The organism is Streptomyces sp. HUAS ZL42, from assembly GCF_040782645.1.
Classification (GTDB): domain Bacteria; phylum Actinomycetota; class Actinomycetes; order Streptomycetales; family Streptomycetaceae; genus Streptomyces.
Map to the genome: position 1 here is coordinate 1,204,679 of NZ_CP160403.1, position 26,638 is coordinate 1,231,316.

Annotated in this window: 27 protein-coding genes and 1 riboswitch; of the genes, 13 read left to right on the forward strand and 14 right to left on the reverse strand. The window is 70.8% G+C overall.

All coding sequences use genetic code 11. From position 1 onward, the window contains the following. Window positions 1–11: 11 nt before the first annotated feature. A complete protein-coding gene (locus tag ABZO29_RS05725; RefSeq protein WP_367319024.1) occupies window positions 12–344 on the reverse strand; it encodes a hypothetical protein in 333 nt (110 codons plus the stop codon). Between the two features lie 569 nt (window positions 345–913). Here ABZO29_RS05725 and ABZO29_RS05730 point away from each other — a divergent pair. Then, window positions 914–3,682 carry a hypothetical protein gene (locus ABZO29_RS05730; RefSeq protein ID WP_367319025.1) on the forward strand — a complete coding sequence of 923 codons (2,769 nt, stop codon included), beginning with the start codon at window positions 914–916 and terminating at the stop codon, window positions 3,680–3,682. Window positions 3,683–3,731: 49 nt separating this feature from the next. Here the strand turns inward: ABZO29_RS05730 and ABZO29_RS05735 are convergent, their stop codons facing one another. After that, on the reverse strand, window positions 3,732–4,112 hold the full coding sequence (locus ABZO29_RS05735) for a PPOX class F420-dependent oxidoreductase (protein WP_367319026.1): 381 nt from the start codon (window positions 4,110–4,112) through the stop codon (window positions 3,732–3,734). Between the two features lie 310 nt (window positions 4,113–4,422). On the opposite strand from ABZO29_RS05735, the gene ABZO29_RS05740 reads away from it, so the two are divergent. The 3 genes from ABZO29_RS05740 (at window position 4,423) to ABZO29_RS05750 (ending at window position 8,345) form a co-directional block, all read left to right on the forward strand. Continuing rightward, entirely contained in the window at window positions 4,423–5,814 is a 1,392-nt protein-coding gene (locus tag ABZO29_RS05740; RefSeq protein WP_367319027.1) for a S1 family peptidase, read from the forward strand. A 111-nt stretch (window positions 5,815–5,925) separates the two neighbouring features. Next, window positions 5,926–6,612 carry a class I SAM-dependent methyltransferase gene (locus ABZO29_RS05745; RefSeq protein ID WP_367319028.1) on the forward strand — a complete coding sequence of 229 codons (687 nt, stop codon included), beginning with the start codon at window positions 5,926–5,928 and terminating at the stop codon, window positions 6,610–6,612. 38 nt (window positions 6,613–6,650) lie between these two features. Next, on the forward strand, window positions 6,651–8,345 hold the full coding sequence (locus ABZO29_RS05750; RefSeq protein WP_367319029.1) for a SpoIIE family protein phosphatase: 1,695 nt from the start codon (window positions 6,651–6,653) through the stop codon (window positions 8,343–8,345). Between the two features lie 9 nt (window positions 8,346–8,354). Here ABZO29_RS05750 and ABZO29_RS05755 read toward each other — a convergent pair whose 3' ends face one another. Both ABZO29_RS05755 and ABZO29_RS05760 read right to left on the reverse strand, forming a co-directional pair. Beyond that, entirely contained in the window at window positions 8,355–8,528 is a 174-nt protein-coding gene (locus ABZO29_RS05755; protein WP_367319030.1) for a hypothetical protein, read from the reverse strand. Window positions 8,529–8,640: 112 nt separating this feature from the next. Further along, window positions 8,641–9,801: an ROK family protein gene (locus ABZO29_RS05760; protein ID WP_367319031.1), complete on the reverse strand. Its 1,161-nt coding sequence runs from the start codon at window positions 9,799–9,801 to the stop codon at window positions 8,641–8,643. A 166-nt stretch (window positions 9,802–9,967) separates the two neighbouring features. Between ABZO29_RS05760 and ABZO29_RS05765 the strand changes: the two genes are divergently transcribed. Genes ABZO29_RS05765 through ABZO29_RS05780 form a run of 4 tightly spaced genes read left to right on the forward strand, consistent with a single transcriptional unit; the run spans window position 9,968 to window position 14,468 of the window. Then, window positions 9,968–10,933, forward strand: a complete 966-nt coding sequence (locus tag ABZO29_RS05765; RefSeq protein ID WP_367319032.1) for a carbohydrate ABC transporter permease — start codon at window positions 9,968–9,970, stop codon at window positions 10,931–10,933. A 16-nt stretch (window positions 10,934–10,949) separates the two neighbouring features. Further along, on the forward strand, window positions 10,950–11,867 hold the full coding sequence (locus ABZO29_RS05770) for a carbohydrate ABC transporter permease (protein WP_367319033.1): 918 nt from the start codon (window positions 10,950–10,952) through the stop codon (window positions 11,865–11,867). 22 nt (window positions 11,868–11,889) lie between these two features. After that, a complete protein-coding gene (locus ABZO29_RS05775) occupies window positions 11,890–13,227 on the forward strand; it encodes a sugar ABC transporter substrate-binding protein (protein WP_367319034.1) in 1,338 nt (445 codons plus the stop codon). Window positions 13,228–13,265: 38 nt separating this feature from the next. Beyond that, window positions 13,266–14,468, forward strand: coding sequence for a Gfo/Idh/MocA family protein (locus ABZO29_RS05780; protein ID WP_367326058.1), 1,203 nt, complete (start codon window positions 13,266–13,268; stop codon window positions 14,466–14,468). A gap of 36 nt (window positions 14,469–14,504) precedes the next feature. Here the strand turns inward: ABZO29_RS05780 and ABZO29_RS05785 are convergent, their stop codons facing one another. After that, window positions 14,505–15,203, reverse strand: a complete 699-nt coding sequence (locus ABZO29_RS05785; protein ID WP_367319035.1) for a L,D-transpeptidase family protein — start codon at window positions 15,201–15,203, stop codon at window positions 14,505–14,507. 256 nt (window positions 15,204–15,459) lie between these two features. Between ABZO29_RS05785 and ABZO29_RS05790 the strand changes: the two genes are divergently transcribed. Continuing rightward, entirely contained in the window at window positions 15,460–16,008 is a 549-nt protein-coding gene (locus ABZO29_RS05790) for a hypothetical protein (protein WP_367319036.1), read from the forward strand. Here ABZO29_RS05790 and ABZO29_RS05795 read toward each other — a convergent pair. The 5 genes from ABZO29_RS05795 to ABZO29_RS05815 form a co-directional block, all read right to left on the reverse strand. After that, window positions 15,999–16,913 carry an SDR family oxidoreductase gene (locus ABZO29_RS05795; RefSeq protein ID WP_367319037.1) on the reverse strand — a complete coding sequence of 305 codons (915 nt, stop codon included), beginning with the start codon at window positions 16,911–16,913 and terminating at the stop codon, window positions 15,999–16,001. The genes ABZO29_RS05790 and ABZO29_RS05795 overlap by 10 nt on opposite strands. A gap of 107 nt (window positions 16,914–17,020) precedes the next feature. Continuing rightward, window positions 17,021–17,395, reverse strand: coding sequence for a DUF4180 domain-containing protein (locus ABZO29_RS05800; protein WP_367319038.1), 375 nt, complete (start codon window positions 17,393–17,395; stop codon window positions 17,021–17,023). A 51-nt stretch (window positions 17,396–17,446) separates the two neighbouring features. After that, window positions 17,447–18,082, reverse strand: a complete 636-nt coding sequence (locus ABZO29_RS05805) for an MBL fold metallo-hydrolase (protein ID WP_367319039.1) — start codon at window positions 18,080–18,082, stop codon at window positions 17,447–17,449. Beyond that, the gene (locus ABZO29_RS05810; RefSeq protein ID WP_367319040.1) at window positions 18,079–19,164 is read right to left on the reverse strand and encodes an S-(hydroxymethyl)mycothiol dehydrogenase; all 1,086 of its coding nucleotides are present in this window, start codon (window positions 19,162–19,164) and stop codon (window positions 18,079–18,081) included. The genes ABZO29_RS05805 and ABZO29_RS05810 overlap by 4 nt, the downstream gene beginning before the upstream one ends. A 146-nt stretch (window positions 19,165–19,310) precedes the next feature. Continuing rightward, on the reverse strand, window positions 19,311–19,598 hold the full coding sequence (locus ABZO29_RS05815; protein WP_367319041.1) for a metal-sensitive transcriptional regulator: 288 nt from the start codon (window positions 19,596–19,598) through the stop codon (window positions 19,311–19,313). Window positions 19,599–19,872: 274 nt separating this feature from the next. Here ABZO29_RS05815 and ABZO29_RS05820 point away from each other — a divergent pair, with 274 nt between their 5' ends. Continuing rightward, entirely contained in the window at window positions 19,873–21,627 is a 1,755-nt protein-coding gene (locus tag ABZO29_RS05820; RefSeq protein WP_367319042.1) for an ABC transporter ATP-binding protein, read from the forward strand. Window positions 21,628–21,731: 104 nt separating this feature from the next. Here ABZO29_RS05820 and ABZO29_RS05825 read toward each other — a convergent pair whose 3' ends face one another. Further along, a complete protein-coding gene (locus tag ABZO29_RS05825) occupies window positions 21,732–22,028 on the reverse strand; it encodes a hypothetical protein (RefSeq protein WP_367319043.1) in 297 nt (98 codons plus the stop codon). A 170-nt stretch (window positions 22,029–22,198) separates the two neighbouring features. On the opposite strand from ABZO29_RS05825, the gene ABZO29_RS05830 reads away from it, so the two are divergent. After that, window positions 22,199–22,564, forward strand: a complete 366-nt coding sequence (locus ABZO29_RS05830) for a nuclear transport factor 2 family protein (RefSeq protein WP_367319044.1) — start codon at window positions 22,199–22,201, stop codon at window positions 22,562–22,564. 24 nt (window positions 22,565–22,588) lie between these two features. On the opposite strand, the gene ABZO29_RS05835 is transcribed toward ABZO29_RS05830, so the two are convergent. After that, window positions 22,589–23,137, reverse strand: a complete 549-nt coding sequence (locus ABZO29_RS05835) for a MarR family winged helix-turn-helix transcriptional regulator (RefSeq protein WP_367319045.1) — start codon at window positions 23,135–23,137, stop codon at window positions 22,589–22,591. Window positions 23,138–23,197: 60 nt separating this feature from the next. Between ABZO29_RS05835 and ABZO29_RS05840 the strand changes: the two genes are divergently transcribed. Both ABZO29_RS05840 and ABZO29_RS05845 read left to right on the forward strand, forming a co-directional pair. Beyond that, the gene (locus ABZO29_RS05840) at window positions 23,198–24,034 is read left to right on the forward strand and encodes a hypothetical protein (RefSeq protein WP_367319046.1); all 837 of its coding nucleotides are present in this window, start codon (window positions 23,198–23,200) and stop codon (window positions 24,032–24,034) included. Window positions 24,035–24,098: 64 nt separating this feature from the next. Next, window positions 24,099–24,182, forward strand: a riboswitch (ZMP/ZTP riboswitch). Between the two features lie 19 nt (window positions 24,183–24,201). Further along, window positions 24,202–25,050 carry a bifunctional 5,10-methylenetetrahydrofolate dehydrogenase/5,10-methenyltetrahydrofolate cyclohydrolase gene (locus ABZO29_RS05845; RefSeq protein ID WP_367319047.1) on the forward strand — a complete coding sequence of 283 codons (849 nt, stop codon included), beginning with the start codon at window positions 24,202–24,204 and terminating at the stop codon, window positions 25,048–25,050. 12 nt (window positions 25,051–25,062) lie between these two features. On the opposite strand, the gene ABZO29_RS05850 is transcribed toward ABZO29_RS05845, so the two are convergent. Continuing rightward, window positions 25,063–26,037 carry a CU044_5270 family protein gene (locus ABZO29_RS05850; RefSeq protein WP_367319048.1) on the reverse strand — a complete coding sequence of 325 codons (975 nt, stop codon included), beginning with the start codon at window positions 26,035–26,037 and terminating at the stop codon, window positions 25,063–25,065. Next, on the reverse strand, window positions 26,030–26,572 hold the full coding sequence (locus ABZO29_RS05855) for an RNA polymerase sigma factor (RefSeq protein ID WP_367319049.1): 543 nt from the start codon (window positions 26,570–26,572) through the stop codon (window positions 26,030–26,032). Before ABZO29_RS05855 ends, ABZO29_RS05850 begins: the two co-directional genes overlap by 8 nt. Window positions 26,573–26,638: the final 66 nt, after the last annotated feature.

Here is a 26,638-nt window from a genome sequence, read left to right on the forward strand (position 1 = left end):
GAGGTGGTACGTCATCGTCGCGCCGCCCGCGTAACGCACAGGACCGCCATGTCGTCCTCGATGGTGACCGGGCCGCCGAAGTCGTTGCGGTCGCGGACGTATCCGTCGTCCCCTTCGGCGTCCAGGTAGAGGGCGCGCAGGGTGTGGTCGGCGGCCAGGTCGGGGGCGAAGGAGTCGCCCGCCGCCGAGTGGGCACCGTGGGCGCGGTCGTAGTCGCGGCGCGGTCCGTGCCGCTCCCCCGCCTCGGGGCCGTAGAAGGCGAGCCGGCCGTAGCCGAAGACATCGTTCGGCTCGTCGTCGAGCCACCGGTTGACCAGGGCGAAATGATGGCTCGACCTGTGCACCGCCGGCCCGCCGCTGCGGTCCTTCTCCCGGTGCCGGCGGCGGAAGTAGTCCGCGCCGTGGCGGGTGTCGAGCAGCCACTGGCCGGGGCGCGCGGCTGGGGCCTGTCCGGCGGATCAGGTCGCAGGGAAGCGACGCTGCTTGATCAGCCCGGGTGAGCGGTGGCCGGCACGTCCAGCTGCAAGGCGGAGGAGGGAGTCGACGCGGAGCGATGGGGGTCCCCCCGCTCGGGCGAAGCCGAGAGTGGGGGAGAGTGACGACAACGCGGCAGCTGGGCGTGCCGGCCACCGCGTCTGCGGCATGATCCGCCGGACAGGCCCCGGAGCCCGGGTGAACGTCTGGGCGCGGTGGCCGGTGCCGACGACGGCCGCGCGGAGCGGGGGAATTCGGCTCGTGGGCGGTGGCCTTTCCCGTCGTCGCCGGCTTGATGCCGAGTGGCTTGTTCATGTCCCCGGCCCTCGGCCGCGCCGCCCGCACAGGCAACCCACAGAGAGCTCGTTCCGTCCTTCGGGGCGCGAGAGGCCCCCGGGACCGACGGGGCGCCTGAGCCCTGGGTTCTAGGAGGGGACCATTGATCCATGCCCGGCGAATAGGTGTCGCCGCCGCGGCGTTAGTGACGGTCCTGGCGGCGTCGCCAGGACTGGCACACGCGCAACAGCCGTCCGCAGCAGCGGCGTTGACGAGTTCCGGCGACGGTGGACTTCCGCCGGGCTGGCGGATCACCGGGGAGGGCGCCGACCGTGACCTGGTCTGGCGCTCGCCGACGCCCGTGCCCATGGGTGACGCACGTGTGGAGTTCCACGCGGCGGGCCGGCTGCTCGGTGTGCCGAAGGCGGCGAGGGACGGCCACACGTTCCGGCTGAGCCTCGACGACGCCGGCAGCCTGAAAGACCTTCAAGTAGTGGCGGGCGGGCGCCGGCTGGACGCGCCTGCCGACAGTTCCGGCAAGCACTCCCGCAAGTCGGTGACCGCGGCCCGGCCCCCGGCCCAGCTGCCGGCGAACTCCGTGGACCCGGGCAAGCCCGGCGCGTACCGCACCATCACCGGCGAGTACGACCTCGACCCGGTCCGGCTGCCCGGCTTCGCCCAACCGGTCGAGATGCGGGCCGTGGTGGTGGCACCGGCGGGCGCCACCGGCAAGCGGCCGCTCGCGCTGTTCCTGCACGGCCGCCACACCACCTGCTACAAGCCCGGCACCGACGACGGAACCGGCGACTGGCCCTGCCCGGCCGACATGAAGCCGATCCCGAGCTACCAGGGCTACCTCAAGGACCAGAAGCTGCTGGCCTCCCAGGGCTATGTGACGGTCTCGATCTCGGCCAACGGCATCAACGGCCAGGACTGGAACGCCGAGGACGGTGGCGCGCAGGCCCGCTCGTCGCTGGTGCGCCGGCACCTCGCGCAGTGGGCCGGCTGGTCCGCCCGGCCGGGCACGGCCCCGTCGGTGGTGCGGGGCGCACCGAAGGCCGACCTCTCCCGCGTCCTGCTCGTCGGCCACTCGCGCGGCGGCGAGGGCGTGAACCGGGCCGCCATGGACAGCCTCTACCCACCGCCCGCCGCCCAGGACGGCTACCGGGGCCCGGTCCGCTGGAAGGTCCGCGGCACCGTGCTCATCGGACCGACGATCTTCGGCCAGAATCCGGTCGCCGACGTGCCGTCCGCGACGATCCTGCCGGGCTGCGACGGCGACGTCTCCGACCTCCAGGGCGAGGTGTACGCCGACGGGACGCGCGGGGTCAGCCGGGGCACCGCGCTGCACAGCGCCGTCTACGTGGTCGGCGCCAACCACAACTTCTTCAACACCGAGTGGACGCCGGGCCGGTCCGAGGCCCCGTCCTTCGACGACTTCTGGGAGGACGAGGAGCAGCGCGACGCGGTGTGCTCGACGGGCACCGCGACCCGGCTGACCGCCGACCAGCAGCACCAGGCCGGCGCCACCTACATCGCCGCCGCGGCCCGGCTGTTCGTCGCCGGCGACGACCGCGTGCGGCCGCTGCTCGACGGCTCGGACCGGCGGGCCCCCTCGGCGGACCCGGCCCGTGTCCTGACCCACGCGGTGGGCGCCCGCCGCTCGGGCGGCTTCCTGCCCGACGCCGGAATGATGGTGGCCGGCGGCAAGCTGTGCGCGGCGGCCGACCCCGACCCGGCCGTGGCCTGCCTGGGCGAGGACGTCAAGGGGTCGTCCCCGCACTTCGCGAGATGGGACACGGAACGCGAGACCGGCCGCGGCGCGGTCGCGCTGAACTGGTCGGCGCCGGGCACGGCGACGACCATCAGCCCCACGAAGCCCGTGTCCCTCGCCGGCGCCAGGAACCTGGCGCTGCGTGTGTTCGTGCCGCCGAACACGACCGGCACCCGGCTGGACGTGTCCGTCACCGACGCCTCCGGCCGCCGGGCCGAGCTCGGCCAGGTCCGGGTCGAAGGGCTGCCGGGCACCGAGCGCACCGCCTCGTACTGGGCGCGTGAGCTCCGCGTCCCGCTGACCGCCGCCGGCCGTGCGGGACTGGACCTCAAGCATGTCAAGTCCCTTGTCGTCACCCCGCGTTCGCAGTCCGGGCGGGCCTGGCTGATGGACGCCTGGGGCTGGTCCCCCGGCACCCCCGCGGTCAAGCCGGCGGCGCTGCCCCGCGTCGACGTCGGCCGGCTCACGGTCAAGGAGGGCGACTCCGGCACCCGCACCTACCGGATCCCGGTCCGGGTCTCCGGGCACGGCAGCGGCCGGGTCCGGGTGTACGTCCTCGACCCGGACACTGGTCGGGCCGAGGACAGGCTGGTCACGGTGCGGCCCGGCAGCAACGCCATCGACGTACCGGTCGAGGTGAAGGGCGACACCCGCTTCGGCGGCGACGTGCAGCACGACCTCCTCGTGAAGGCCGTGCGCAACGCAGTCGTCGGCGCTCACCGGGGCGGGGTCACCGCCGAGAACGACGACCCCGCGCCCGTGATCACCCTGACACCGGTCGCGGACCGGGTGACCGAGGGGGAGGCGCTGACCTGGCGGATGTCCCTGGACAAGCCCGTCGACATGGAGATCTGGCAGCCGGTCCGGGTGCTTCGGGTCTCCGAGGGCGCCGAGCTGTCCACCAAGGACGTGGACCCGCAGTGGCTCCTGGACTACGCCGGTGACTCGCCCGATCCCGAACGCCCGCTGTCCCAGGCGAACCTGTGGGTGTGGCTGGGGATTCCCGCCGGGAGCACAAGCATCGACTTCACCGTGCCGACACTGAAGGACCAGCTGGCCGAGCCGACCGAGTCGATGCGCCTCGCGCTGACCGACTACGACGCGGAGCCGCTGCCCGACCGTCCGGTGCTGACGGGAACAGTGCTGGACGCCTCGTAGGCCATGTCCGCGTGCGGGGCACGGGCCGGCACGGCCCGTGCCCCGCACGTCACAGCGTCACGCGGATTCCGACGGTGCCGTCCAGGCCCCGGCGCAGCCGGCTGCCGAGGAGCGTCAGCCGGCCGAGGACTCCGTACTTGCGGGCGATGAGCTTGCGGTAGCGGGCGGTGGTCGGCGCGTCGCAGATCTCGGCGGTCGCCGGGATCTGCTCGCCGGTCGGGTTGCCGCGCAGGTCGCAGGGCCCGACGAGGACGTCGCCGCGGGCGCGGATCCGCTTGACCTTCCAGGAGTCGGCGGCGGACCAGGCACCGAGAGCGTCCCCGTCGCGCACCACCCACACCGGGGTGGGGACGCCGGTGCCGTTCTTCCGATAGCTGGTGATCAGCAGGTACTTGCCCGCACCGAGCCGGTCCAGCGACTTGTCGTCCATGACGGCAGTCTAGGCACGCTGCCGTCTCCTCAGCGCGGCACTTGGGCAGCTGGATCAAAGCGTTCGGTCGCCGGCCGTCTCGTGCGGGATCCTGGTCGTGGAGCACAGAACAGGGGGCCGAGGGTGACCTGGAAGCGTGTGAACGGCACGGTGGCGGCGGACGAGGACACCGGGCATCCGGCGGATGCGATGACGTGATCGCTTCCGGGATGAACGCGCCGGGCTCACGGCACGTATCAGGAGCAGGGCCCCTCAACGACCGGAGGGACCTGCGGTGTTGGCGCCGCGCGTTCGGGTTCGGGAGCCATGGATGAGGCACGTACGACGACGGACTGTCCGGCGAGTGACACGGCTGGCGGCCGTCGGCGGACTCCTCCTCGGAGGGGTGATGGTCACGCAGGCCGTGGCCAGCGAGACGTCCGGCACGACCGCTGTCCCGTTCAGCTCCGCGCGGTCGGGTGCGAGCACCGGCGCGGACCTCGTGTCGCGGCTCGGCACCTCCCGTACGGCGGGCACCTGGATCGGCTCCGACGGGCGGCCGGTCGTGGCCGTCACGGACGAGGAGACGGCCACGGAGGTCCGGCGGGCGGGCGCCGAGGCGAAGGTCGTGCGGCACAGCATGAACGAACTCAAGTCGGCCACGTCCACGCTGCGTTCGGCTCCCAAGGTGGCCGGCACGGCGTGGGTCATGGACTACCAGACCAACGAGGTGGTCGTGCAGGCCGACAGCACCGTCTCGGCCGCCGACTGGGCCCGGTTGACGAAGGTCGCGGACGGCATCGGCAGCTTCGTGCGCATGGAGCGCACCTCGGGCAGCTTCACTACACGCCTCAACGGAGCGCTGCCCATCCTGTCGACGGGCGGGCGCTGTTCGGCGGGCTTCAACGTGACCAACGGTCAGAGCGACTTCATCCTCACCGCCGGGCACTGCGGTCCCAACGGCTCCATCTGGTTCTCGGACAACCGGGGCAACCAGCAGCTGGGCACGACCGTCGGCAACAGCTTTCCCGGCAGCGACTTCTCGCTGGTGCAGTACGCGAGCGGCCGGGCCGGGGACGGCGCCGACGTGGTGTCCGTCGGTGACGGCAAGGGCGTACGGATCACGGGCGTGGGCGATCCCGCCGTCGGGCAGCGGGTGTTCCGCAGCGGCAGCACGAGCGGCCTGCGCGACGGTCAGGTGACCGGGCTCGACGCGACGGTGAACTACCCCGAGGGCACGGTGACGGGTCTCATCGAGACCAATGTGTGCGCCGAACCCGGGGACAGCGGCGGGCCGATGTTCTCCGACGGCATCGCGCTCGGGGTGACCTCCGGAGGCAGCGGGGACTGCGCGGCGGGTGGTACGACGTTCTTCCAGCCGGTGACCAAAGCGCTGCAGGCACTCGGCGTCCAGCTGATCGTGACGACGCAGAAGGCCGGTGGCGGCCAGAGCGCCTCCCCCTCGTCCTCCGCCGCGCCCGCGCCGTCCGCCTCGGCCACGCAGAGTGCGATCGCGCCCGGCGCGGCATCGCCGGGTGCGCCGGCCCCCGTGACGGGCACGCCCGGCGAGCCGCTCCTGGCCCGGCTCACGGACCCCAGGAACGTCGGCCCCGGGCTGCTGGTCATCGCGGGCAGCCTGGTCGCGCTGGTCGCGACGCGCTACATACGCGCTGAGCAGGACCGCAAGGCGTACCAGCGGTACTACTCGGCCACATGGGGCTGACGCGCCACCCTGGGTAGTCGTCCGGACACCCACCTGGGACCGCTCAGACATACCAAGGCCGTGCGACTTGTGAAAAAATCGCACCATGAAGTCTCCAAAGGGAGATTGTTCGTGAACGGCCCCGCGAAGAAGCCCGGTTACGGGGACCTACGGCTCGATCGCACAGGTCAGGCCGAGGCCTTCGACGCCATCGGCACCCGCTACGACCAGGCCTTCCCGCACAAGGAAGGTCAGGTGGCGGCCGCCGAATGGCTCATCAAGTCCCTGCCTCCCGGTTCCCGTGTGCTGGACCTGGGGTGCGGTACCGGACTGCCGACCGCCCGCGGTCTCGCGGACGCGGGCCTCACGGTCATCGGGATCGACCTGTCGCGTGGCATGGTCGCGCTGGCCCGCGAGAACGTGCCCGCGGCGGAGTTCCATCAGCTGGACATCGCGGACCTGCGGCCCGGAGGCGCCGGCGACCTCGGCCGCTTCGACGCCGCCGCGGCCTTCTTCTCCCTGCTCATGCTGGAGCGCGCCGAGATCCCCCTGGCCCTGGAGACCGTCCACCATCTGCTCGTTCCCGACGGTCTGTTCGTGCTGTCGATGGTGGAGGCCGATGTGGACGACTTCTCGATCCCGTTCATCGGCAGCACCATCCGGGTCTCCGGCTATCTGCGCGACGACCTGCGCGAGGTGGTCGAGACGGCGGGCTTCGAGATCGTCGAGGAGTCCTCCTACACGTATGCGCCGGCCACCTCGGACGTAGAGCCCGAGGAACAGATCTTCCTGCGCTGCAGACGGAAGCACCGCACGTGACGAAGCACCTCGGTGCCCATCGAGGTCCCGTGGGACATGTGCGGCACGACAGGGGGCAGGGTGCCGGGCAGCAGACGGACCGGCTCCGGTATCTGGACGCCGCGACGCGGCGGATCGCCCGCGGCATGGACCTCGACGAGACGCTGTACGAGCTGTGCCGGGCGGCCGTCCCGGCGTTCGCCGACCGGGCATTCGTCCATCTGTGCGATCCACTGCCGGTCGAGGACGAGATCCCCGCCGCTCCGGCCCGTCTGCGGCTGCACAGCACGGACCGGACACCGCCGGCCGCGGACGGGCTACGGAAGCATCCGCCTCAGGTCGTGCACCCGGCCGTCGCGACCCGGCTCGCGGGGCTGCTGCGGCCAGGGCGACCGGTCTTCGGGAACGCCCCGGGCATCGCGGCGGCAGCGGCCGAGATGCTGGAGGCGGCCGGCGTGCCCGGCGCGCCACCTCGGGGACGGCGGCTGATCATCGCCCCGCTGCACGGCCGCAGCCAGTTCATGGGCAGCGTCGTCCTCGTCCGCGGACCCAACCGGCCGCCGTTCACCCGCGACGACCTGCTGGTCGCCTCCCAGCTCGCCACGCACACCGGTCTCGGCGTCGACAAGGCGATGCTGTACGGGCGTGAGGTGTCCTTCGCGGACGCGGTGCAGCGCACGATGCTCCCCCCGTCGCTGCCCGAGCCGACCGGGGTCCGGCTCGCCAGCCGCTATCTGCCCGCCTCGCGCAGCGCCCGGCTGGGCGGCGACTGGTACGACGCGATCCCACTGCCCGGCAACCGTGTGGCGCTGGTCATCGGCGACGTGATGGGCCACTCCGTCACGTCGGCCGCGATCATGGGGCAGCTGCGCACCGTCGTGCAGACCCTGGCCGGGCTCGACCTGCCACCGGACGAGGTGCTGCACCACCTCGACGAGCAGGCGGAACGACTGGGCGGCCAGCACATCGCGACCTGTCTCTACGCCTCGTACGACCCGGTGCGGCAGAGACTGCTGATGGCCAACGCCGGCCACCCGCCCCCGGTGCTCCTGCATCCGGACGGCAACGTGGAGGTCGTACAGGTCCCGTCCGGAACGCCGATCGGCGTCGGCGGCGGCGCCTTCGAGTGCACCGAGATGGCGGCTCCCTCCGGAGCGGCCCTGGTGCTGTACACCGACGGCCTCGTCGAGTCCCGCGGCTCGGACGTGGTGACGGGGGTGGAGCGCCTGGTGACCCGCCTGCGCGCAGCCCGGGCCGGGCCGACGGCACTGCAGGACCTGTGCGACGAGGCGCTCGGCAGCCTCGGTTCGGGGGAACGGGAGGACGACATCGCCCTGCTGGCGGCCCGGTTCATGGGCATCCTGCCGGAGACCGTCGGCTACTGGTATCTGGCGCCCCATCCGCGGACCGCGCGACAGGCCCGCCGGCTGACCCGCAGGACGCTGCACCGGTGGGGTCTGGACGACCTACTGGAGCCGACGGAACTCCTGGTCAGCGAGGTGGTGGCGAACGCCGTACGCTTCGCCGGCCGGCCGATCACCCTGCGGCTGCTGCGCACGGACGTGCTGCGCTGCGAGGTGGGCGACGACTCGCCGCTGGTGCCGAGGATGCGGCACGCCCAACTGAGCGACGAGGGCGGGCGGGGGCTGTTCCTGGTCGACCAGCTGGCGCTGCGCTGGGGGGCGACGCGGCTGAGCACGGGCAAGGTGGTCTGGTTCGAGACGGCGCTGCCGGGGACGAAGGATCCTCGGTGAGTGCGGCGCTCAGGCCGCCTTCACCTGCTCGGGGACCGCGGCGGCCCACTCCATGACCAGCCGCTGGTATTCCTCGCGCTGCTCGACGCTGAGTGTCCCGCCCGACCGGAGCCACAGGGCCCGGATCTCCTCGTTGACCTCGGCAGCCGATCGATCGGAGACGGGTTCAACAGTGGTGGACATGGCGTGAATCTTACGGCTCCCGGCGTGAAGGTCGCGTGAGTAATCCCAAGCTAAACGGGCATTCCGGACCGTGTTACTGATCACGTCCATCTGTCAACCCCCGTACGCCGGTTCACGCCTCCGCAGCCCCCAGCACGAGCACCTGGATCGCCAGGACGGCGGCCCCGCGAGCCCAGTCGTGGAAGTCCGACACCTTGGTCTCCAGATCCACCGGGGCGGCCAGTGGATGCCGCTGCGCGCGGACGGCCTCCTCCACCGTCCTGCCTGCGACGTCCATCAGTCCGACCCCCTCACCGGCGAGCAGGATCTTCTGCGGCATGGCGAAGTTGGCGATCTGAGCGACCAGCGTGCCCAGGGCGCGGGCCGCCTCGTCGATGACGCGGGCGGGCATGGGTTCCCCGGCGGCGGCGAGGGCGAGGATCTCCTCGTACGTCCGGTCCCGGCCGGTGGCGGCATGGACCTGGTAGCGGATGTTGGGGATGGTCAGGAGCGAGACGGCGCTGCCGCGTTCCCCGTCGGGGGTGAGCGGACCGTTGGGGTTGACGATCCAGTGGCGCCCGAAGCCACGGTCCTCCTCGGCGTTGGGCACCCGCCTGCCGCCCAGGACCAGGCCGTAGCCGATGCCGGCGCCGATGGTGAGGACGACGAAGCGGTCGAGGCCGCGGCCGGCGCCGAACCAGGTCTCGGCCTCGACCAGGGCAGCGACGTCGTTCTCGACGACCACCGGCAATCCCGTGCGCTCCTCGACCAGCGCGGCGAGCGGGACGTCGCGCCATCCCAGGAAGGGCGACTCCCCCACCACGGCACGGTCCTGGACGAGGCCGCCCACACCGATGCCGATCCCGGCGAGCCGGGGGTGGGTGCGGGCCAGGTCGTCGGTCATCTCGCCCAGCAGGCCGACGACTTCGTCGGGGTCGTGCGTGGTGAGGGGCCGGTCGTGGCGGGCGACGATATGGCTCCTGAGGGTGGTGACGACGCCGTACACCATGTCCTCGGTGATCTTGAAGCCGACGAAGGAGCGGGACTCGGCGACCACGTCGAGGGGCTGCGAGGGGCGCCCCTGCCGCGCCTCCGCCGGGGTGCCCCCTTCCGGGACCTCGATCAGCAGGCCGGTCTCGATCAGCGGTTTGGTCAGCCGGGTGAGGCTGCCCGCGGAGAGGTTCAGTCGTCGCGCGAGGTCGGTGCGCGACAGCGGGCCGTGGACGAGCACCTCGATCGCCACGGAGCGCTCCCCCGGGCTCAGTGGCAGCCAGCTGGCGGTACCTGTGGTCATGAGGGTCAGACTCCCACAACAATTTATTTCGCGTTGGAAGTATTCAGGTCACTGTAGGCCCGCAACAGTCCGATGCAAAAGATGTTTGCAGGCCCCTTGACGCATGGATTCTTTCGCCTCAAAAGTAAGTGGCCGTACGAGCCGCCGCGGACGAGGGAGTCTCCCGATGACCATCGCCTCCAGCAGCCCTCCGTCGCGTCTGCCGCTGAGCGGCGCCACGGAGGCACGGACGAAAACCCGGACGAGCAGGGCAGGTTCCCGGGAAGGACAGGGCGACGGACGGCTCGCCGCGGTGTTCCTCGCCCCGGCCCTCCTGGGCTTCCTGGTCTTCCTGCTCTGGCCGACGCTGCGGGGCATCTACCTGAGCTTCACCCGCTTCAACCTGCTGACGCCCGCGGAGTGGGTGGGTCTCGACAACTACGACCGGATGGTCCACGACCCGATCTTCTGGGACTCACTGCAGGTCACGGTCGCGTACGTGATCATCAACATCGGTGTGCAGACGGTGACCGCCCTCGCCGTAGCCGTACTGCTGCAGCGGCTGACACAGTCCGCACTGCTGCGCGGGATCGTGCTCACGCCGTATCTGATGTCGAACGTCGTCGCCGGCATCGTCTGGCTCTGGATCCTCGACACCCAGCTCGGTATCGGCAACGAGATCATCTCCGCGCTCGGGTTCGACCGCATCCCGTTCCTCGCCGACGAGACCTGGGCGATCCCGACGATCGCGCTCATCAACGTGTGGCGGCACGTGGGCTACACCGCACTGCTGCTGTTCGCCGGTCTGCAGGCCATCCCGAACGACATGTACGAGGCGGCGAAGGTCGACGGCGCGAGCGAGTGGCGGATGTTCTGGCGGATCACGATGCCGCTGCTGCGCCCGGTGCTCGCGGTGGTGCTGATCATGACGGTGATCGGCTCGTTCCAGGTGTTCGACACGGTCGCCGTCACCACGCAGGGCGGACCGGCGAACGCCACCAACGTCCTTCAGTACTACATCTACGGCGCCGCGTTCGGCCGCTTCCAGTTCGGCTACGCGTCCGCGATGTCCGTCGCGCTGCTCGTCGTGCTGAGCGCGATCACCGTCGTCCAGTACCGGCTCACCCGGGCCGGCCAGACCGACCTCGGCTGACGGGGAGGAGACCGACATGGCTGCCGTGGCAACCACGACGACCCTACGGCGGATCAGGCGCCGGCCCTCCCTGGGCCGGATCGTGGCCTGGGCGGTGATGGCCGCGATCGTGCTCATCACCCTGCTGCCGTTCTACTGGATCCTGCGCACCGCGCTGTCCACCAACACCTCGCTGGCCGCCCACCCCGGCGATCCCCTGCCCACCGGTCTCACCGGCGGCGGCTTCGAGCGGGCCCTGGGCCTGCAGTCCACCAAGGAGGCCATCGCGCAGGGCGGCGCGGGCGGCGGGCTGAGGTTCTGGCGCTATCTGATCAATTCGGTGGTCGTCTCCACCCTGATCACCGTCTGCCAGATCTTCTTCTCCTCCATGGCCGCCTACGCCTTCGCCCGGCTGCGGTGGCGCGGCCGGGACAAGGTGTTCGGACTGTTCCTGGCCGGCCTGATGGTGCCGACCATCTTCACCCTGCTGCCGAACTTCGTGCTCATCAAGCAACTCGGCCTGGTGGACAACCTGCTGGGCATCGCCCTGCCGACGATGTTCATGACGCCGTTCGCGGTGTTCTTCCTCCGGCAGTTCTTCATGAACGTGCCCCGGGAGGTCGAGGAGGCGGCCCTCCTCGACGGCGCCGGGAAGATACGGATCTTCTTCCGGGTGATGCTGCCGATGGCGTCCACGCCCATCCTCACGCTGGGCGTGCTGACGTACATCACCTCCTGGAACGACTACTTCTGGCCGCTGATGGTGTCCTACAGCGACAGCTCGCGGGTGCTCACCGTGGCCCTGGCGATCTTCCGGGCGCAGACCCCGCAGACCGGTTACGACTGGTCCGGCCTGATGGCCGCCACGCTCATCGCCGCGCTCCCGATGCTCGTGCTCTTCGGCTTCTTCGCGCGCCGCATCGTCAGCTCCATCAGCTTCACCGGGATCAAGTAAGGGGACAGGGATGCGAGTTCGTATGCGTACGGTCGTGGCGATGACCGGGGCGCTGGCGCTGTCCCTCGCCGCCGGGTGCGCCAAGGGCGGCGCGGCCGGGTCGGGCGCGAACACGGTGACGTACTGGCTCTGGGACGCCAACCAGCTGCCCGCCTACCAGGCGTGTGCGAAGGCCTTCGAGAAGGAGAACCCCGGCCTCGAGGTCGAGATCACGCAGATGGGCTGGGACGAGTACTGGACCAAGCTCACCGCGAGCTTCATCGCGGGCACCGAACCGGACGTGTTCACCGACCACATCCAGAAGTTCGGCCAGTTCGCCGATCTCAAGGTGCTCGAGCCGCTCGACGACCTGGGCATCGACGAGTCGGACTACCAGTCCGGGCTCGCCGCCAACTGGATCGGCCAGGACGGACACCGCTACGGCGCCCCCAAGGACTGGGACACCGTGGCCCTCTTCTACAACCAGAAGATGCTCGAGGCAGCCGGGCTCACGGCGCAGGAGCTGGGCAGCCTCTCCTGGAACCAGAAGGACGGCGGCACCTTCGAGAAGGCCGTCGCGCATCTCACCGTCGACAAGAACGGCAAGCGCGGGGACGAGCCCGGCTTCGACAAGAACAACGTGAAGGTGTACGGCCTCGCGACCGCCGGCGCCGGAGACGGTGACGGCCAGACGCAGTGGAGCAACTTCGCCGCCTCCGCGGGCTGGACCTACACCGACAAGAAGCGGTGGGGCACCGAGTACCACTACGACGACAAGACGTTCCAGTCCGTGATCAAGTGGTACTTCGGCCTGGCGAGGAAGGGGTACATGGCCCCGCTCACGGACTACAGCGCGGGCGCCAACCCGGCCAACGCGCAGCTCGCAGCGGGCAAGGCCGCCGCCGCCTTCGACGGGGCCTGGATGATCTCGACGTACTACGGATTCAAGGGCGTCAAGGTCGGCACGGCCTTCACCCCGGTCGGTCCCACCGGCAAGCGCGCCACGATGATGAACGGCCTCGCCGACTCCATCACCAGGAACGCCCACAACAAGGCGGGCGCCAGGAAGTGGGTGCAGTACCTCGCATCGAACGAGTGCCAGAAGACCGTGGGCGGTTACGGGATCGTCTTCCCGGCCACACCCGACGGCACGAAGGCCGCGGTGGCCGCGTACAGGAAGAAGGGCATCGACGTCACGGCCTTCACCCAGCCGGTCGCCGACAAGAAGGACTTCACCACCTTCTCCTATCCGATCACCAACTACGCGGCGGACGTGTTCGCGCTGATGCACCCCGCCATGCAGGACATCTACGGCAACGGCAAGTCCGTGAGCAGCCTCGGCAAGACCACCGACCAGATCAACCTGATCCTCGACCAGTGACTCGACCCGTCACTCGACCCATGAAGGGCACGCCTTACATGTCGTTCTCGCTCGGCATCGTCGGCGCCGGCCAGTTCTCCGGCCAGTTCGCCAAGCTGTTCCTGGCCCACCCCGGCGTCAGCGACGTCTACGTCACCGACCTGCTGCCCGAACGGGCCGAGCAGCTCGCCGCCGCGGAGGGACTCAGCGGCACGTTCCCCTCGTACAAGGCGATGCTGGAGTCGAAGGCGGTCGACGCCGTCGCCGTCTTCACCCAGCGCTGGACCCACGGCCCGCTGGTGCTCCAGGGCCTCAACGCGGGCAAGCACGTGTACTCGGCCGTCCCCATGGCGATCACCACCGAGGAGATCGCCGCGATCATCGACACGGTCAAGGCGACCGGGCTGACCTACATGATGGGCGAGACCAGCCAGTACAACCCGGCGACCGTGCACGCCCGCAACCAGATCGCCGAGGGCGCCTTCGGGCGGATCTTCTACGCCGAGGGCGACTACGTCCACGACATGGACCTGGGCTTCTACGAGGCGTACCAGTACAGCGGCGGCGACAACTGGAAGGCCACCGCCAGTTATCCCCCGCTGCTCTATCCGACGCACGCGGTGGGCGGTGTGCTGGGCGCCTGGCAGACGCATGCGGTGAGCGTGTCGGCGATCGGAGTCGTCGACGACCGCGGCGACGGCGTCTTCGACCGGTCCGTCAGCCAGTTCGACAACGACGTGTCCAACGCGAGCGCGCTGTTCGAGGTGGCGGGCGGCGGTTCGTTCCGTACGAACGAGTTCCGGCGCGTGGGCTACCCCTCCCACATCCGGGAGTCGCGCTTCCGATTCTTCGGCACGGAGGCGAGCATGGAGCAACTCGCGACGGTCGCCCTGTGGCAGGACAAGAACGGGGTCAAGGACATCAGCGAGCTCCTCGAACCCAAGCCCACCATGTCCCCTGACGACCCGTCACTGCAGCACATCGCCCCGGATCTGCGGGCCGCCTTCACATCGGGCTCGGCTCCGGTGCACGACCGCTCGCGTCTGCCGCGGGAGTTCGACAACCTGCACAACGGGCACGAGGGCAGCCACCACTTCCTGGTCGACGACTTCGTGACCGCCGTCAACGCGCGGACACTGCCGTCGGTGAACGCCTGGGTGGCGGCCCGCTACACCCTGCCGGGCATCATCGCGCACGAGTCCGCGCGGCAGGGCGGGGTCAGGCTGGAGATCCCGGACTTCGGGGACGCGCCCGAGGCGTGACGCCCGCCCCCTTGCCGGCCGGGTGCCCGAGCTGCGTCAGGTGCCCGGCTTGCGGCCGTACACGAACACGTCGTCGCCCTTCTTCAGCAGCGACCAGTACGTCTTGGCTGCGGTCTTGGTCATGTTGACGCAGCCGTGCGAGCCCGGCGGGTTCCACATGCTCACGCCGACCGAGTGGAAGGCCTGGCCGCCGTCGAAGAACTGGCTGTAGGGCATGGGCACGTTGTAGATGGTCGAGACGTGGTCGATGTGCCGCCAGTAGATCTTCTTCAGGCCGGTGCGGGTCTCGTACCCGTTACGGCCGGTACGGACCGGCACCGGCCCGTAGACGAGCTTCTTGCCGTCCTGGATCCAGCTCAGCTGGAGCGTGAGGTTCACACAGGCGATACGGCCCTTGTTCACCGGGCACTTGCCGTCCTTGTTGGGGTTCTTCCCCACGGCCTTCTGCTTCAGCATCAGGTCCATCACACCCCAGGTGACGGGGCCCGCGTAGCCGATGTTCGGGGTGATGCCGTGCTTGTTCTGGAAGGCCTGGATGGCCTTGCAGTCGGCGGCCGACTGCTTTCCGTCGACCGGGCGGCCGAGGAACTTCTCCACCTGCTTCTGGTACGGGCCGGTCTTCGTGGTGCAACTCGCGGCCGCCTGCGCGGGCGCGCTGCCCAGCGCGAGCGTGAGCGGTGCGACCAGTCCGGTGATGCCGAGGGCGACGGCCCCTCGTCTGCGTATGTCCCCCATTGCGTGCCTTTCCCGTGCACGTTGTCCTGCGATCTCTGCCAACTAGACACGTGCGCCGGGGCGTCGGTTGTACGCCGGGTAGGGCTGTGACGAAACGGTCACCTTCTCGGCCGTGAACGGCTGAGCCTGCTCAGCTCGGCGGTGTTCACACCTTGTCGCGCTCCCGACTGTCCCCTACGGCATCAAAAACGCCGCGTCTCTGTCATGGAGTCGACGGTAGTGCGGCGACGATCACCGGGGCAGATACCGTGCGTCCATGTCCGCGTTCATACAGCAACTCCCCGCCCTCGTCGGCGTCGTGATCGGCGCCCTCGGCTCGTATCTGGTGGTCGTGCGGGGCGACCAGGTCCGGTTCCGGCGCGAGCAGGCGGCCCGCTGGGAGGAGCGGCGGCTCGCGGTGTACGCCGACTACGCGCAGTCGGTGAAGAAGACGGTCACGGTGACGTACCGAGTCGCCTCCGAACTCGGCAACGGGACGCACCCGGACCCCCTCACCCTCGAAGAAGCCAAGCCGCTGCTGGCCGAGGCGAACACGGGACGGGATCCCTCGGGTGAGGCGCTGATCATGCTGGGCAGCCCCGCGGTGGTGGAACAGGCACGGGCATGGGTCGTGACGGCGATGGAGATGGAGCGGTTCGTGCGGGAGGGCAGGCGGGATCCGCAGGCCTGGCAGGCGCTGCTGGACCGGCAACGCGCCGGACGTGAGCGGTACTACGCGGCAGTGCGGGAGGACCTCGGCCTCCCGCCCGGCCACTCGGCGCGTTGGCCCGTCCGCGCCGCGGAACCGGTGCCTCCTCAGCGGTAGCCGGTCGTGTCCGCCGGTTTGCCCGCGTCCTGGACCTCCACGAGGTAGCGCCAGGCGTCGGGACGGCTGCCGTCGAGGTCCGTGAAGCCGTACACCTGGGCGAGGCCGCCACTGGAGAGGGATCCGCCGTTGAAGCGGGCCACGTCGGGGTCGGCGGCGAGGGCGACGACGGCGCGTCCCACGTAGCGCGGGGTCTCGGAGATGGCGAAGTGCGGGACGCGCTCGAGGGCGTCCCGCCAGTTGTCCTCCCGCACCCCGAAGTTCTCGAGCATCATCTCCGAGCGCAGCCAGCCCGGCGTGAGCGCGACGGCGGTGGCACCGCGCGGGCCGAGTTCGTGGCCGAGGGCGAACGCCATGCGCAGGACGGAGGCCTTGGCGAGGTCGTAGAAGAAGTTCACGCGGTAGGTGTCACGGTTGTACGCGGCGGTGCCGTCGGTCATCTCGACCACCAGTCCGCCGGGTTGGCGCAGGAGCAGCGGCAGGACGTGGTGGCTGGTGATCGCGTGCGTCTCGACCGCGAGCCGGAGCAGCCGGAGCCCGTTGTCGAGGTCATGCTCCCAGACGGGGGTGTCCCATTCGAAGAGGGTCTCGCCGCCCCAGATGTCGTTGACGAGGACGTCGAGGCGCCCCTGCTCGCCGGCGATGCGGTCGACCAGCGTGCGGACCTGCGCCGGGTCGAGGTGGTCGGTGGGTACGGCGATCCCCTTGCCGCCTGCCTCGGTGACGAGGTCGGCGGTGTCCTCGATGGTCTCGGGGCGGTCGTACTCGGAACGCCGGGCGCGCGTGCTGCGACCGGTGACGTAGACGGTGGCGCCCGCCGCCCCGAGCTCCACGGCGATCCCACGCCCCGCCCCCCGCGTCGCCCCGGCGACGAGCGCCACCTTGCCCTTCAGCGGCTCCGGCATGTCCGACCTCCCGTTCTCGTGCGAGTGCTGTCGCTTTCGAGAGTGGCGGGGAAACCGGACATCTTCTGTCGGCTTTACGGACGCTCACACGGCCGGTTCCGCTGCCGTCACCCGGCCGGGCTCAATCTGGTGTCCAGCTCGTCGTCGGTCGGCACGAACCAGATCCGGCCGCCGCCGTTGGTCTCGCGGACGAAGTCACGCAGGGACGTGCTCTCGGCGACGTGCCGCGAGACGTCGCCGACGACGGCCAGCCGGATCCTGTAGTTCACGAACTTCTGTATGACCGCGCCCGCGACACCCGACCGCAGCCGGAAGAACTCCTCCGCGACCCGTTCCACGGGCACCGCGACCAGCTCCGCGTCCTGCCCCATCGCGTCGCCGATGAGATCGAGCGCCGCCCGCTCCGAGTCGAGCGGCGGGCCGTCGGGGGCACAGTGCAGGACACGTACGCCATGAAGGGTCAGGAGCGTGTCGGTGGTCATGACCGGTGATCGTAGTGTCGCGCCGCGCCCGGGCCGAAGGGGATTTCGGGGTCAGTGCCCCCGGTCGATCCATTCTTCGAGGTGCGGGGCCTCGGCGCCGATGGTCGTTGCATCGCCGTGGCCGGTGAGGACCTTCGTCTCGGGTGGGAGGGTGAGCAGGCGGTCGCGGATCGAGGTGATGATCGTCGGGAAGTGGGAGTAGGAGCGGCCGGTGGCGCCCGGCCCTCCCTTGAACAGGGTGTCTCCGGTGAAGAGCGTGCCGAGCCCCGGGGCGTGGAGACAGACCGCACCCGGTGCGTGCCCGGGGGTGTGCAGGACCGTCAGGTCGGTGCCTGCCACCTCGATCACCTGGCCGTCGGCCAGCTCGGCGTCGGGGTCCCGGTCGGGGTGGGTCAGCTTCCACAGGGGCAGGTCGTCGGGGTGCAGCCGGATCGTCGCGCCGGTGCGGTCGGCGAGGGCGGGTGCGGCGTTGATGTGGTCGTTGTGGGCGTGGGTGCACACGATGGCGGTCAGGCGACGTTCACCCAGGGCTTCGGCGATTGCGTCGGCGTCGTGGGCGGCGTCGATGACGATCGCCTCGTGGTCGTCGCCGACGATCCACACGTTGTTGTCGACGTCCCACGTGCCGCCGTCGAGGCTGAACTGCCCTGTGGTGACAAGGCGTTCGATGCGTACCCGGGCGGTCACAGGACCACCACCGAGCGCAGTACGTCGCCGCCGTGCATCCGCTCGAACGCCTTCTCCACCTCGTCCAGCGCGATGGTCTCGGTGACGAACGCGGCCAGGTCGAGACGGCCCTGCAGGTGCAGGTCGATCAGCATGGGGAAGTCGCGGCTGGGCAGGCAGTCGCCGTACCAGGACGACTTCAGCGCACCGCCCCGGCCGAACACGTCCAGCAGCGGCAGTTCGAGCTTCATCTCCGGCGTGGGCACACCGACGAGGACGACCGTGCCGGCCAGGTCGCGGCCGTAGAACGCCTGCTTGTACGTCTCCGGGCGGCCCACCGCCTCGATCACCACGTCCGCACCGAAGCCGCCGGTCAGCTCCCTGATCGCCTCCACCGCATCGGTCTGCCTCGAATTGACCGTGTGGGTGGCGCCCATCGACCGCGCCTTCTCGAGCTTGCGGTCGTCGATGTCCACAGCGATGATCCTCGCCGCCCCCGCCAGCCGCGATCCGGCGATCGCCGCGTCCCCGACGCCGCCGCAGCCGATCACCGCCACGCTGTCACCGCGTCCGACGTTGCCCGTGTTGATCGCGGCACCGATGCCCGCCATCACCCCGCACCCCAGCAGCCCCGCCACCTGCGGCGCCACCGACGGATCCACCTTGGTGCACTGCCCCGCCGCCACCAGCGTCTTCTCCGCGAACGCGCCGATCCCCAGCGCCGGGGACAGCTCGGTGCCGTCGGCCAGGGTCATCTTCTGCTTCGCGTTGTGGGTGTTGAAGCAGTACCACGGCCGTCCGCGCAGGCAGGCCCGGCAATTGCCGCACACCGCACGCCAGTTGAGGATCACGAAGTCGCCGGGGGCGACATCGGTGACGCCCTCCCCCACCGACTCCACCACACCCGCCGCCTCGTGCCCGAGGAGGAAGGGGAACTCGTCCGAGATGCCGCCCTGCTTGTAGTGCAGGTCGGTGTGACAGACACCGCAGGCCTGCACCTGCACGACGGCCTCACCAGGACCCGGGTCGGGTACCAGGATCGTCTCCACGCGAACCGGCTCGTCCTTGCCCGGTGCGATCACGCCGCGAACTTCCTGCGCCATGGCGCTGCCCCTTTCATCTGCGGCTCTCAGTCGGTTCCGACCCTACGCGTGACTGATCGGTAACGGCATGGATCACCTCTGGCAGGTGCTCAAAATACCCCCCGGGGGTAATTCTCCGCAGTTCGCCGGTCAGGGGACGGTCCGCGTCACGCGAGCGACAGGAACAGTTTCTCCAGCCGCGCCTTCATCTGCTCCGCGCTCTCGCCGTTCGCCCCGCTGCGCCCGGGGTCGGTCAGGCACTGCTGCAGCCCGGTCGCGATGATCGCGAAGCCGGCCCGGTCGAGAGCGCGAGACGCCGCGGCGAGCTGGGTGACGACGTCCTCGCAGTCGCGTCCCTCCTCGATCATCTTGATCACACCGGAGATCTGCCCCTGCGCCCGGCGCAGCCGGTTCAGCACCGACTTGAGCTCATCACCCTCGAACTGCAGCTCCACGACCACTCCTCTACATACCCTTGGGGGTATTTTACCCGCACCCTGGGCCAAACGCGGTCCGGGCCTCGGACTGCTGTACGCGGCCTGGCAGTTGCTGTCCGCGGGCGTCGCCGGAGGACCCGTCCGGCATCCCTGCCGGCGAACTGCCGCACAACCGGCCCCGTACCGCCGAAGTGGGCGCCGCTCCGGCGGCGCCGGCACGGTGTCGGAAGCGCCACGGCACGCATGCGCCCGACGTAGCCTGAATGCTCCGCCCCACCCGCCTAGGAGCACCGTGACCATCGCAGAGACACAGACCGGCCGGCCACCGTGGCGGCTGCTGCTCGACTACGTACGGCCGCACCGGTGGGCGCTGGTGGCGGGGGCGGTGCTGTCGCTGGTCACCGGGGCCACGGGGCTGCTGCTGCCGCTCGTGGCGCGGGGACTGATCGACGACCTGGCGCACGACCGGGCGATATCGGGCGCGTTGCTCGCCATGTCGGGACTCGTGGTCGCCAACGCGGCGGTGGGCGCGCTGGGTTCGTACGTGCTGCGGCGCACCGCCGAGTCGGTGGTCCTCGGCGCGCGCCGCTCGCTGTCGTCGTACCTGCTGAGGCTGCGGATCACGGCCGTGGACCGCAGCGAGCCCGGCGACCTGATGGCCCGCATCACCTCCGACACGACGCTGCTGCGGGAGGTCACGACGGACTCGCTGGTCGGCCTGGGCACCGGCGGCCTCACGCTCGTGGCGACGGTCGTGATGATGGGGCTGGTGGATCCGGTGCTGCTGGGTGTCACACTGGCCGTCGTCCTCGGCGCGGGCACGGTCCTCGGCGTGATCGTGCCGCGCATCAACAAGGCGAGCCGGCAGGCGCAGGACGCGGTCGGCGTGATGGGTGCCTCGCTGGAACGGGTCCTCGGCGCGCTGCGCACGGTGAAGGCGTCCGGTGCCGAGCACCGGGAGGAGGAAACCCTGCACTCCGCGGCTGAGGAGTCCTGGCGGCAGAGCGTGCGGGCCGCCAAGTGGTCGGCGGCCGCGGGCAACACGGCCGGTCTCGCCATGCAGATCGCCTTCATCACGGTGCTCGCGGTGGGCGGGGCACGGGTCGCGACCGGCGCCGTCGACGTCGGCACGCTGGTCGCCTTTCTGCTGTACGTCTTCTATCTGATGTCGCCGATCCAGCAGGTCGTCGGCGCGATCACGCAGTACCAGACGGGTTCCGCGGCGCTGACCCGCATCCAGGAGGCGCTGCTCCTGCCCGCGGAACCCCCGGCCCGGCCCGCCCCGTTGTCGTCCGCCGACACCCGACCTGCCTCGCTCGCTTTCGCGGACGTCCGCTTCCGGTACGCCGACGACCTGCCGGACGTCCACCACGGGGTGACGTTCGCCGTCCCGGCCCGGGGGATGACGGCGTTCGTCGGACCGTCCGGAGCGGGCAAGACCACCGTCTTCTCGCTCATCGAGCGGTTCTACGACCCCGATTCCGGTGTCATCACCCTGGACGGGCGGAACGTGGCGGACTGGGATCTGCCGCAACTGCGTTCCGCCATCGGTTACGTGGAGCAGGACGCACCGGTGCTGTCGGGTTCGCTGCGGGACAACCTGCTGCTGGGCAATCCGGAGGCGGACGAGGACGCCGTGCAGCGCGTGCTGAAGACGACCCGGCTCGACGGTCTGGTCGCCCGGCTGCCGCAGGGCCTCGACACGCTCGTCGGCCACCGCGGCACGAAACTGTCCGGCGGCGAGCGGCAGCGTGTGGCCATCGCTCGCGCCCTGCTGCGCCGCCCCCGGCTGCTGCTGCTCGACGAGGCCACCTCGCAGCTGGACGCGGTGAACGAGGCCGCGCTGCGCGACACGGTCGCCGACGTCGCCCGGACGACGACGGTGCTCGTCGTCGCCCACCGGTTGTCCACGGTGACGATGGCCGACCGCATCGTCGTCATGGACGCGGGCCGTGTCCGGGCGGTGGGCACGCACCGTGAACTCGTGGCCTCCGACCCGCTGTACGCGGAGCTGGCGGCGACACAGTTCCTGGCCACGGCAGAGTGACGGCAGAGGCCGCGCGAACGCTGTCCATACCGTGAAGCGGCATTCACGAACCGTCGAGGGCCGTCCGGGATTCCCGGGCGGCCCTCGCGGTGTTCGTGCGGGTGTCAGGCCTCGACCGCGGGCAGGAACCCGGTGGCGGGCGTGACGAGGTCGGTGACCTGGTGCAACTTGTTCAGTTCGTGGACGCGGTTCATCCCCGACAACTGCTCGGAGACCCGCGGAACCCGGTCCTGCCGCTCCACGGGGACGTCGCTCGCGGCGAGCGAGTCGACGAGGGCGACGGGGTTCGGTTTGTCGGCGTTCCGGGTGTCCGCGCTGGCGGCGTTCGCCGTGGGCGCGCCGAGTCCCGTGACCCCGGCGGCGAGACAGGCGACGGCGACGATACGTCGAGTGGAGATCATGCAGTGCCCAACGGCACCGGCGCCGCCGCGGACACGGGCGCGCGGCGGCCCTCACCCTTGTGGGCCGGTGGCCGGCTGCGGTTGCCGAGCAGGGTGCGGCGGAGGACTCTCGAAATGAGGCCCTGGTGGCCCGTTGTCCGTTCGGGCCACGGGTCTCGAAGGAGGTCACCATGGGCACTGCGGCAACTCCCGCCTTCGACACCGAGACACTGCGCAGGGGCGTCGAAGGCACCTCGGCGGCGAATCTTCTGTCGCTCTACGCGGACGACGCGGAACTGCGCGTCGTGGACCACAACACCCAACCCAGCCACCCCAGGGTCCTGCGCGGACGGGACGAGATCGGCGAACTGCTCGAGGACGTCTACGGCCGCGAGATGACGCACAAGCTGGAGGACTGCATCATCCAGGGCGACCGCGCCGCCTACAGCGAGTCCTGCGAGTACCCGGACGGCGTCCGCGTCCTCGCCGAGTCGATGATCACGCTCCGTGACGGGAAAATCCTCGGCCAGACCATGATCCAGGCATGGGACGAGTAGGCAGGAAAGCCGCGAGGGCCCAGGTCACCACGCGGTTGACCTGGACCTTCTCGGCCCGCGCGGGACTGGGACGGGCGCACCCCGCCCGGTTTCGACTGCCAGGACCAGCTTCCGCAGCAGTTCGGCGAGTGTCTGTTGCTCTTCTGAGGTCAGTGCTGCGAGGAGGGCGACCTCGCCCGCTTCCTCGGACGCCGCGTGCTGTTCGAACGCGGCATGCCCGGCATCGGTGAGCCGGACGCGGACCCGGCGACGGTCGCCCGTCTCGTGGGTGCGCACGATGAGCCCGGCCTCCTCGATCGGGCCGAGCCGCGCCGAGAGGGCTCCTCGGGTCAGGCCCAGCAGGTCGGCGAGGCGCGAGGGACTCGTCTCGTACGGCGGGCCCTGTCTGCGCAGCGTCAGCAGCACCTTGTACTGACCGTGGCCCAGACCGTCGGAGTCGAGGGTCTCCCGCCGGGCCCGCGAGGCGTGACGCGCGAGGATCGCCAGACGGGCGAAGATCGCCTCCTTGACCGGGTCCATCCAGTCGAGTTCCTTCGCCCAGACCTCGACGTGCCGGTCGACCGAATCCCCCATCCCCTGCCTCCCGCAGTGGTTTTCTTGCGGATAGTTTCCTGCATAACTAGCTTCCGCGTCATGACGAAGACAGTTTTCGCTACGACCGTGAAGATGGACGAACTCCTCTCCGCAGCCGGTGAGTTGAGCCGGGCCGGGCGGTGGGGGACCGCGACGCGCCTACTCGACGCGGCATCGGTCACCGACCCCCGCGCCCGCGCGCGGATCGCCCTGAAGGCTGCCGAAGTCGCCGTGGAGCAGGACTGGTTCAGCGGGACGGACACCGCCGGCGCACGCATCGCTGCCGTGCCCGCGGAGGGTCTCGGCGATTGCTGGGACCTGGACTTCGTCCGGCTCCGGCACACCTACGCCCGGCTGCTTCTCGTCGACGGGACGCTCCGCCCCGGCCCGCAGGGCAAGGACCCGGAAGCGCTCGCCCAACTGCGCCGACAAGCAACCGAGTTGCGGGACAGTGCCCCGGACGCCGTACGCCGCGGCTGGGCCGCCATGTACTTCGGCCTGATCACCGACAACCACTTCGCCGAGCGCGCCGCGGCTCCCGCCCACTACGAGGCAGCGCTGCGGGCCGGCGAGTCGGGCCGCGACGACCTGCTGGCCCGCGAAGCCCTGCGCCACCTCGGCGACCACGATCACGACGCAGGGGAGCGCGCCCGCGCCCTCGACCGCTGGCGCCGGGCCGCCGCACTGGGCGCCCGGGCCGGCGCGGTCCCCGGCACGCTGTCGCAACTGCTGCTCCTCGCCGTCATGGCCCGGGACACGGGCGACGAGGCGGCTGCCTCCGCGCTGGCGACGGAGATCGCCCGCTGGGCGGAGGCCATCGGCGCCACGCGACCGGCGGCACAGGCCGCCGCGTTCCTGGCAGGCGTGGATCCGACGGCGGCCCCGCCGGAGAGCTGAACCAACCGCACCCGAGCCCTCATCGAAGCCGACGGCTGACCTGTCCGGGCCCTCGGTTACCCTGGTCGCGGGCCGTGACTGGCGCTGAGGTGGAGCACCACCGGGGAGCGGTCCCGCGGAGTCGATGCCGTGCGCCTGGGCGAGAAGGTCAAGCTCAGGAGTGCTTCATGTCGCAGGCCCGGCTCATGGACGGCACCGCGCCCGCCCGCCGCGTCGTCGAGGAGACCGCCAAGAAGGCGGCCGACATCACCGCCCGCACGGGCACGGCGCCCTGTCTCGCGACCGTGCTGGTCGGCGAGGATCCCGCGTCCGTCACATACGTCCGTATGAAGCAGAACCGCTGCCGCAAGGCGGGGATCGGCTCGCGCCATGTGGCACTGCCCGCGGCCACGACCACGGAGGAACTCGTCGGCACGCTCCGGGCGCTGTCCGCGGATCCGGCCGTGCACGGGATCCTGCTGCAGCACCCGATGGGCGACCACATCGACGAGCGGGCCGCGTTCGAGGCGATCGCCCCGGAGAAGGACGTCGACGGCGTCACCTTCGCGTCGTTCGCGACGATGAGCTTCGGCCTGCCGGGCTTCGTCTCCTGCACACCCGGCGGGATCATGCGGCTGCTCGACGAGTACGACGTCGACCCGGCCGGAAAGCGCGCCGTCGTCGTCGGCCGCAGCGCCATCCTCGGCAAGCCGGCCGGGATGCTGCTGCTGGCCCGCGACGCGACGGTGACGTACTGCCACTCGCGCACCTCGGAGCTGTCCACGGTCGTGCGGGAGGCGGACATCGTGGTCGCCGCGGTCGGGCGGCCGCGACTCATCAAGGGCGCGGACCTCAAGCCCGGTGCCGTGGTGATCGACGCGGGCTACAACCCCGGGAACGTCGGTGACGTCGACTTCGACTCGGCGCTCGAGCGGGCCGGGCTGATCACCCCGGTGCCGGGCGGCGTGGGTCCGATGACCATCGCGACGCTTCTGGAGCAGACGGTCGACGCGGCCGCCCGGCAGCTCGGGCTGTGATCCTCCGGAGGTTCAGCGCATCCAGGCGCTGTACTCCATGACGTCCCCCGCCTCGACGCCGTACTCGGGCCGGTCCGTGGTGAAGGTGGTCTCCAGGCCGAGCACGGCGCCGGTGGCAGGATCCATGATCAGCATCCGGCGGGCGCCGGAGGCCGCGTAGACGTACGCCTGCCCGGTACGCCCGAGCCGGTCCGTCACCTGTCCGACGGGCCGCAGGCCCCCGGCGTCCGCCAGGATCCCGGCGAGCGCCGCCGACTCGCGGGCGCCGAGGGTCCAGTGGTCGAGCAACCGCTTCACGGCGTCGAGGAGTTCGGGAGTGGTCTCCGGGGTGGTGCTGTACTCCGTTTCCCGCAGATAGGCGTGCAGGCCCGCCACGTCGTGCGGCGGTGTCGACTCGGGCGGGGCGTCGCTCCAACTCGGCGGAAAGGTCTGCTCGCTGAGGACGTGCCCGTCCTCCACCAGGCCGGGGGTGCCGTTTTCGTCGGTGAGTACGGGCCGGCCCGGGTGCTGCGGGTCGGTCGCCACGACGAGCTCCGTGTGGCTTCCGTCGGCCTTCCAGCGCACGATGCGCTCCTCGGGCAGGGTGATCGGGGGTTTGCCGTCGGACAAGCCCAGGCTCCACGACTGCACGTGCGTGCCCTTGCGCAGGCCCGGCGATCCGTCCGCCGCGGCCTGCCCGGCGCGTCCGGCCAGTCGGTCCAGGGGTACGGGGGTGGAGCCGGCCTCCACGACCAGCGGGCGGGGTGCGGCGACCGCGGGGGTGGTGCTCGGCCCGGTGAGGAGCAGGGCGAGGGCGGTCACGGCCACGACGACGGTGGCCCCGAGGCCCCACGCCACCCGGACCCGCCGGCGACGGCCCGAAGTCCCCTCGTGCAGCAGCCGGTTGAGACGGCGCTCGGCATGGTGGTCGAGGGGTCCGTCGCCGAAGTGGGGGCCGTCGGCCCGCACCGGGTTGGCGCGGCGCAGGAGTTCCAGTTCGTCAGCCATGGCCGTGTTCCTTCGAGGGGTGCGCGTCTGCGGTGGGACACATGCGGTCGATCTCGGCTCTCAGCCTGCGGCGGGCCCGGTGCAGGCGCATCGACGCCGCCCGTCTGCCGCAGCCGAGGGCGAGGGCGACCTCGTCGATGCCGAGTGCCTCCCAGGCCGTCAGGCGCAGCACCTCCTGGTCGGCCGGGGAGAGCCGGGCGAGTGCCTCGTGCACCCAGTCGCCGGGGCTCTCCGCGTCCGGGCTGTTCACGATGTGCCGCCGGTGCGCGGAGTCGTCGTTGCCGAGCCGGTCGACGAGCCGTCGGCGGCGTCCCTGGCCGCGCACCGCGTTGGCCAGGCAGTTGCGGGCGACGCCGTACAGCCAGGGCAGCGGGGACGGCGGCAGGTCGGCCCGGCGCCGCCAGGCGACGGTGAACACCTCCGCCACCACTTCCTCGACGTCGCCGGTCCGCCCGTCCCACCTCCGCGCCACGTAGCGGCTGACCGCCCAGTAGTGCTCGCGATAGGCAGCGGCGAAGATCTCGTCGTTGCTCATGTCCCGTTCGTGTCCGGCACCTTCCCGATCGTCACACCAGTGTCGTACCTCTCCTCGCTCTCCCGT

Coding starts and splice junctions, on each gene's coding strand:
- ABZO29_RS05775 (WP_367319034.1), top strand. CDS start 11,890: ATGCGTACGGTCGTGGCGATGACCGGGGCGCTGGCGCTGTCCCTCGCC.
- ABZO29_RS05760 (WP_367319031.1), bottom strand. CDS start 9,801: ATGACCACAGGTACCGCCAGCTGGCTGCCACTGAGCCCGGGGGAGCGC.
- ABZO29_RS05780 (WP_367326058.1), top strand. CDS start 13,266: ATGTCGTTCTCGCTCGGCATCGTCGGCGCCGGCCAGTTCTCCGGCCAG.
- ABZO29_RS05790 (WP_367319036.1), top strand. CDS start 15,460: ATGTCCGCGTTCATACAGCAACTCCCCGCCCTCGTCGGCGTCGTGATC.
- ABZO29_RS05830 (WP_367319044.1), top strand. CDS start 22,199: ATGGGCACTGCGGCAACTCCCGCCTTCGACACCGAGACACTGCGCAGG.
- ABZO29_RS05800 (WP_367319038.1), bottom strand. CDS start 17,395: ATGACCACCGACACGCTCCTGACCCTTCATGGCGTACGTGTCCTGCAC.
- ABZO29_RS05735 (WP_367319026.1), bottom strand. CDS start 4,112: ATGGACGACAAGTCGCTGGACCGGCTCGGTGCGGGCAAGTACCTGCTG.
- ABZO29_RS05770 (WP_367319033.1), top strand. CDS start 10,950: ATGGCTGCCGTGGCAACCACGACGACCCTACGGCGGATCAGGCGCCGG.
- ABZO29_RS05795 (WP_367319037.1), bottom strand. CDS start 16,913: ATGCCGGAGCCGCTGAAGGGCAAGGTGGCGCTCGTCGCCGGGGCGACG.
- ABZO29_RS05825 (WP_367319043.1), bottom strand. CDS start 22,028: ATGATCTCCACTCGACGTATCGTCGCCGTCGCCTGTCTCGCCGCCGGG.
- ABZO29_RS05855 (WP_367319049.1), bottom strand. CDS start 26,572: ATGAGCAACGACGAGATCTTCGCCGCTGCCTATCGCGAGCACTACTGG.
- ABZO29_RS05765 (WP_367319032.1), top strand. CDS start 9,968: ATGACCATCGCCTCCAGCAGCCCTCCGTCGCGTCTGCCGCTGAGCGGC.
- ABZO29_RS05840 (WP_367319046.1), top strand. CDS start 23,198: ATGACGAAGACAGTTTTCGCTACGACCGTGAAGATGGACGAACTCCTC.
- ABZO29_RS05845 (WP_367319047.1), top strand. CDS start 24,202: ATGTCGCAGGCCCGGCTCATGGACGGCACCGCGCCCGCCCGCCGCGTC.
- ABZO29_RS05835 (WP_367319045.1), bottom strand. CDS start 23,137: ATGGGGGATTCGGTCGACCGGCACGTCGAGGTCTGGGCGAAGGAACTC.
- ABZO29_RS05850 (WP_367319048.1), bottom strand. CDS start 26,037: ATGGCTGACGAACTGGAACTCCTGCGCCGCGCCAACCCGGTGCGGGCC.
- ABZO29_RS05810 (WP_367319040.1), bottom strand. CDS start 19,164: ATGGCGCAGGAAGTTCGCGGCGTGATCGCACCGGGCAAGGACGAGCCG.
- ABZO29_RS05755 (WP_367319030.1), bottom strand. CDS start 8,528: ATGTCCACCACTGTTGAACCCGTCTCCGATCGATCGGCTGCCGAGGTC.
- ABZO29_RS05785 (WP_367319035.1), bottom strand. CDS start 15,203: ATGGGGGACATACGCAGACGAGGGGCCGTCGCCCTCGGCATCACCGGA.
- ABZO29_RS05740 (WP_367319027.1), top strand. CDS start 4,423: ATGAGGCACGTACGACGACGGACTGTCCGGCGAGTGACACGGCTGGCG.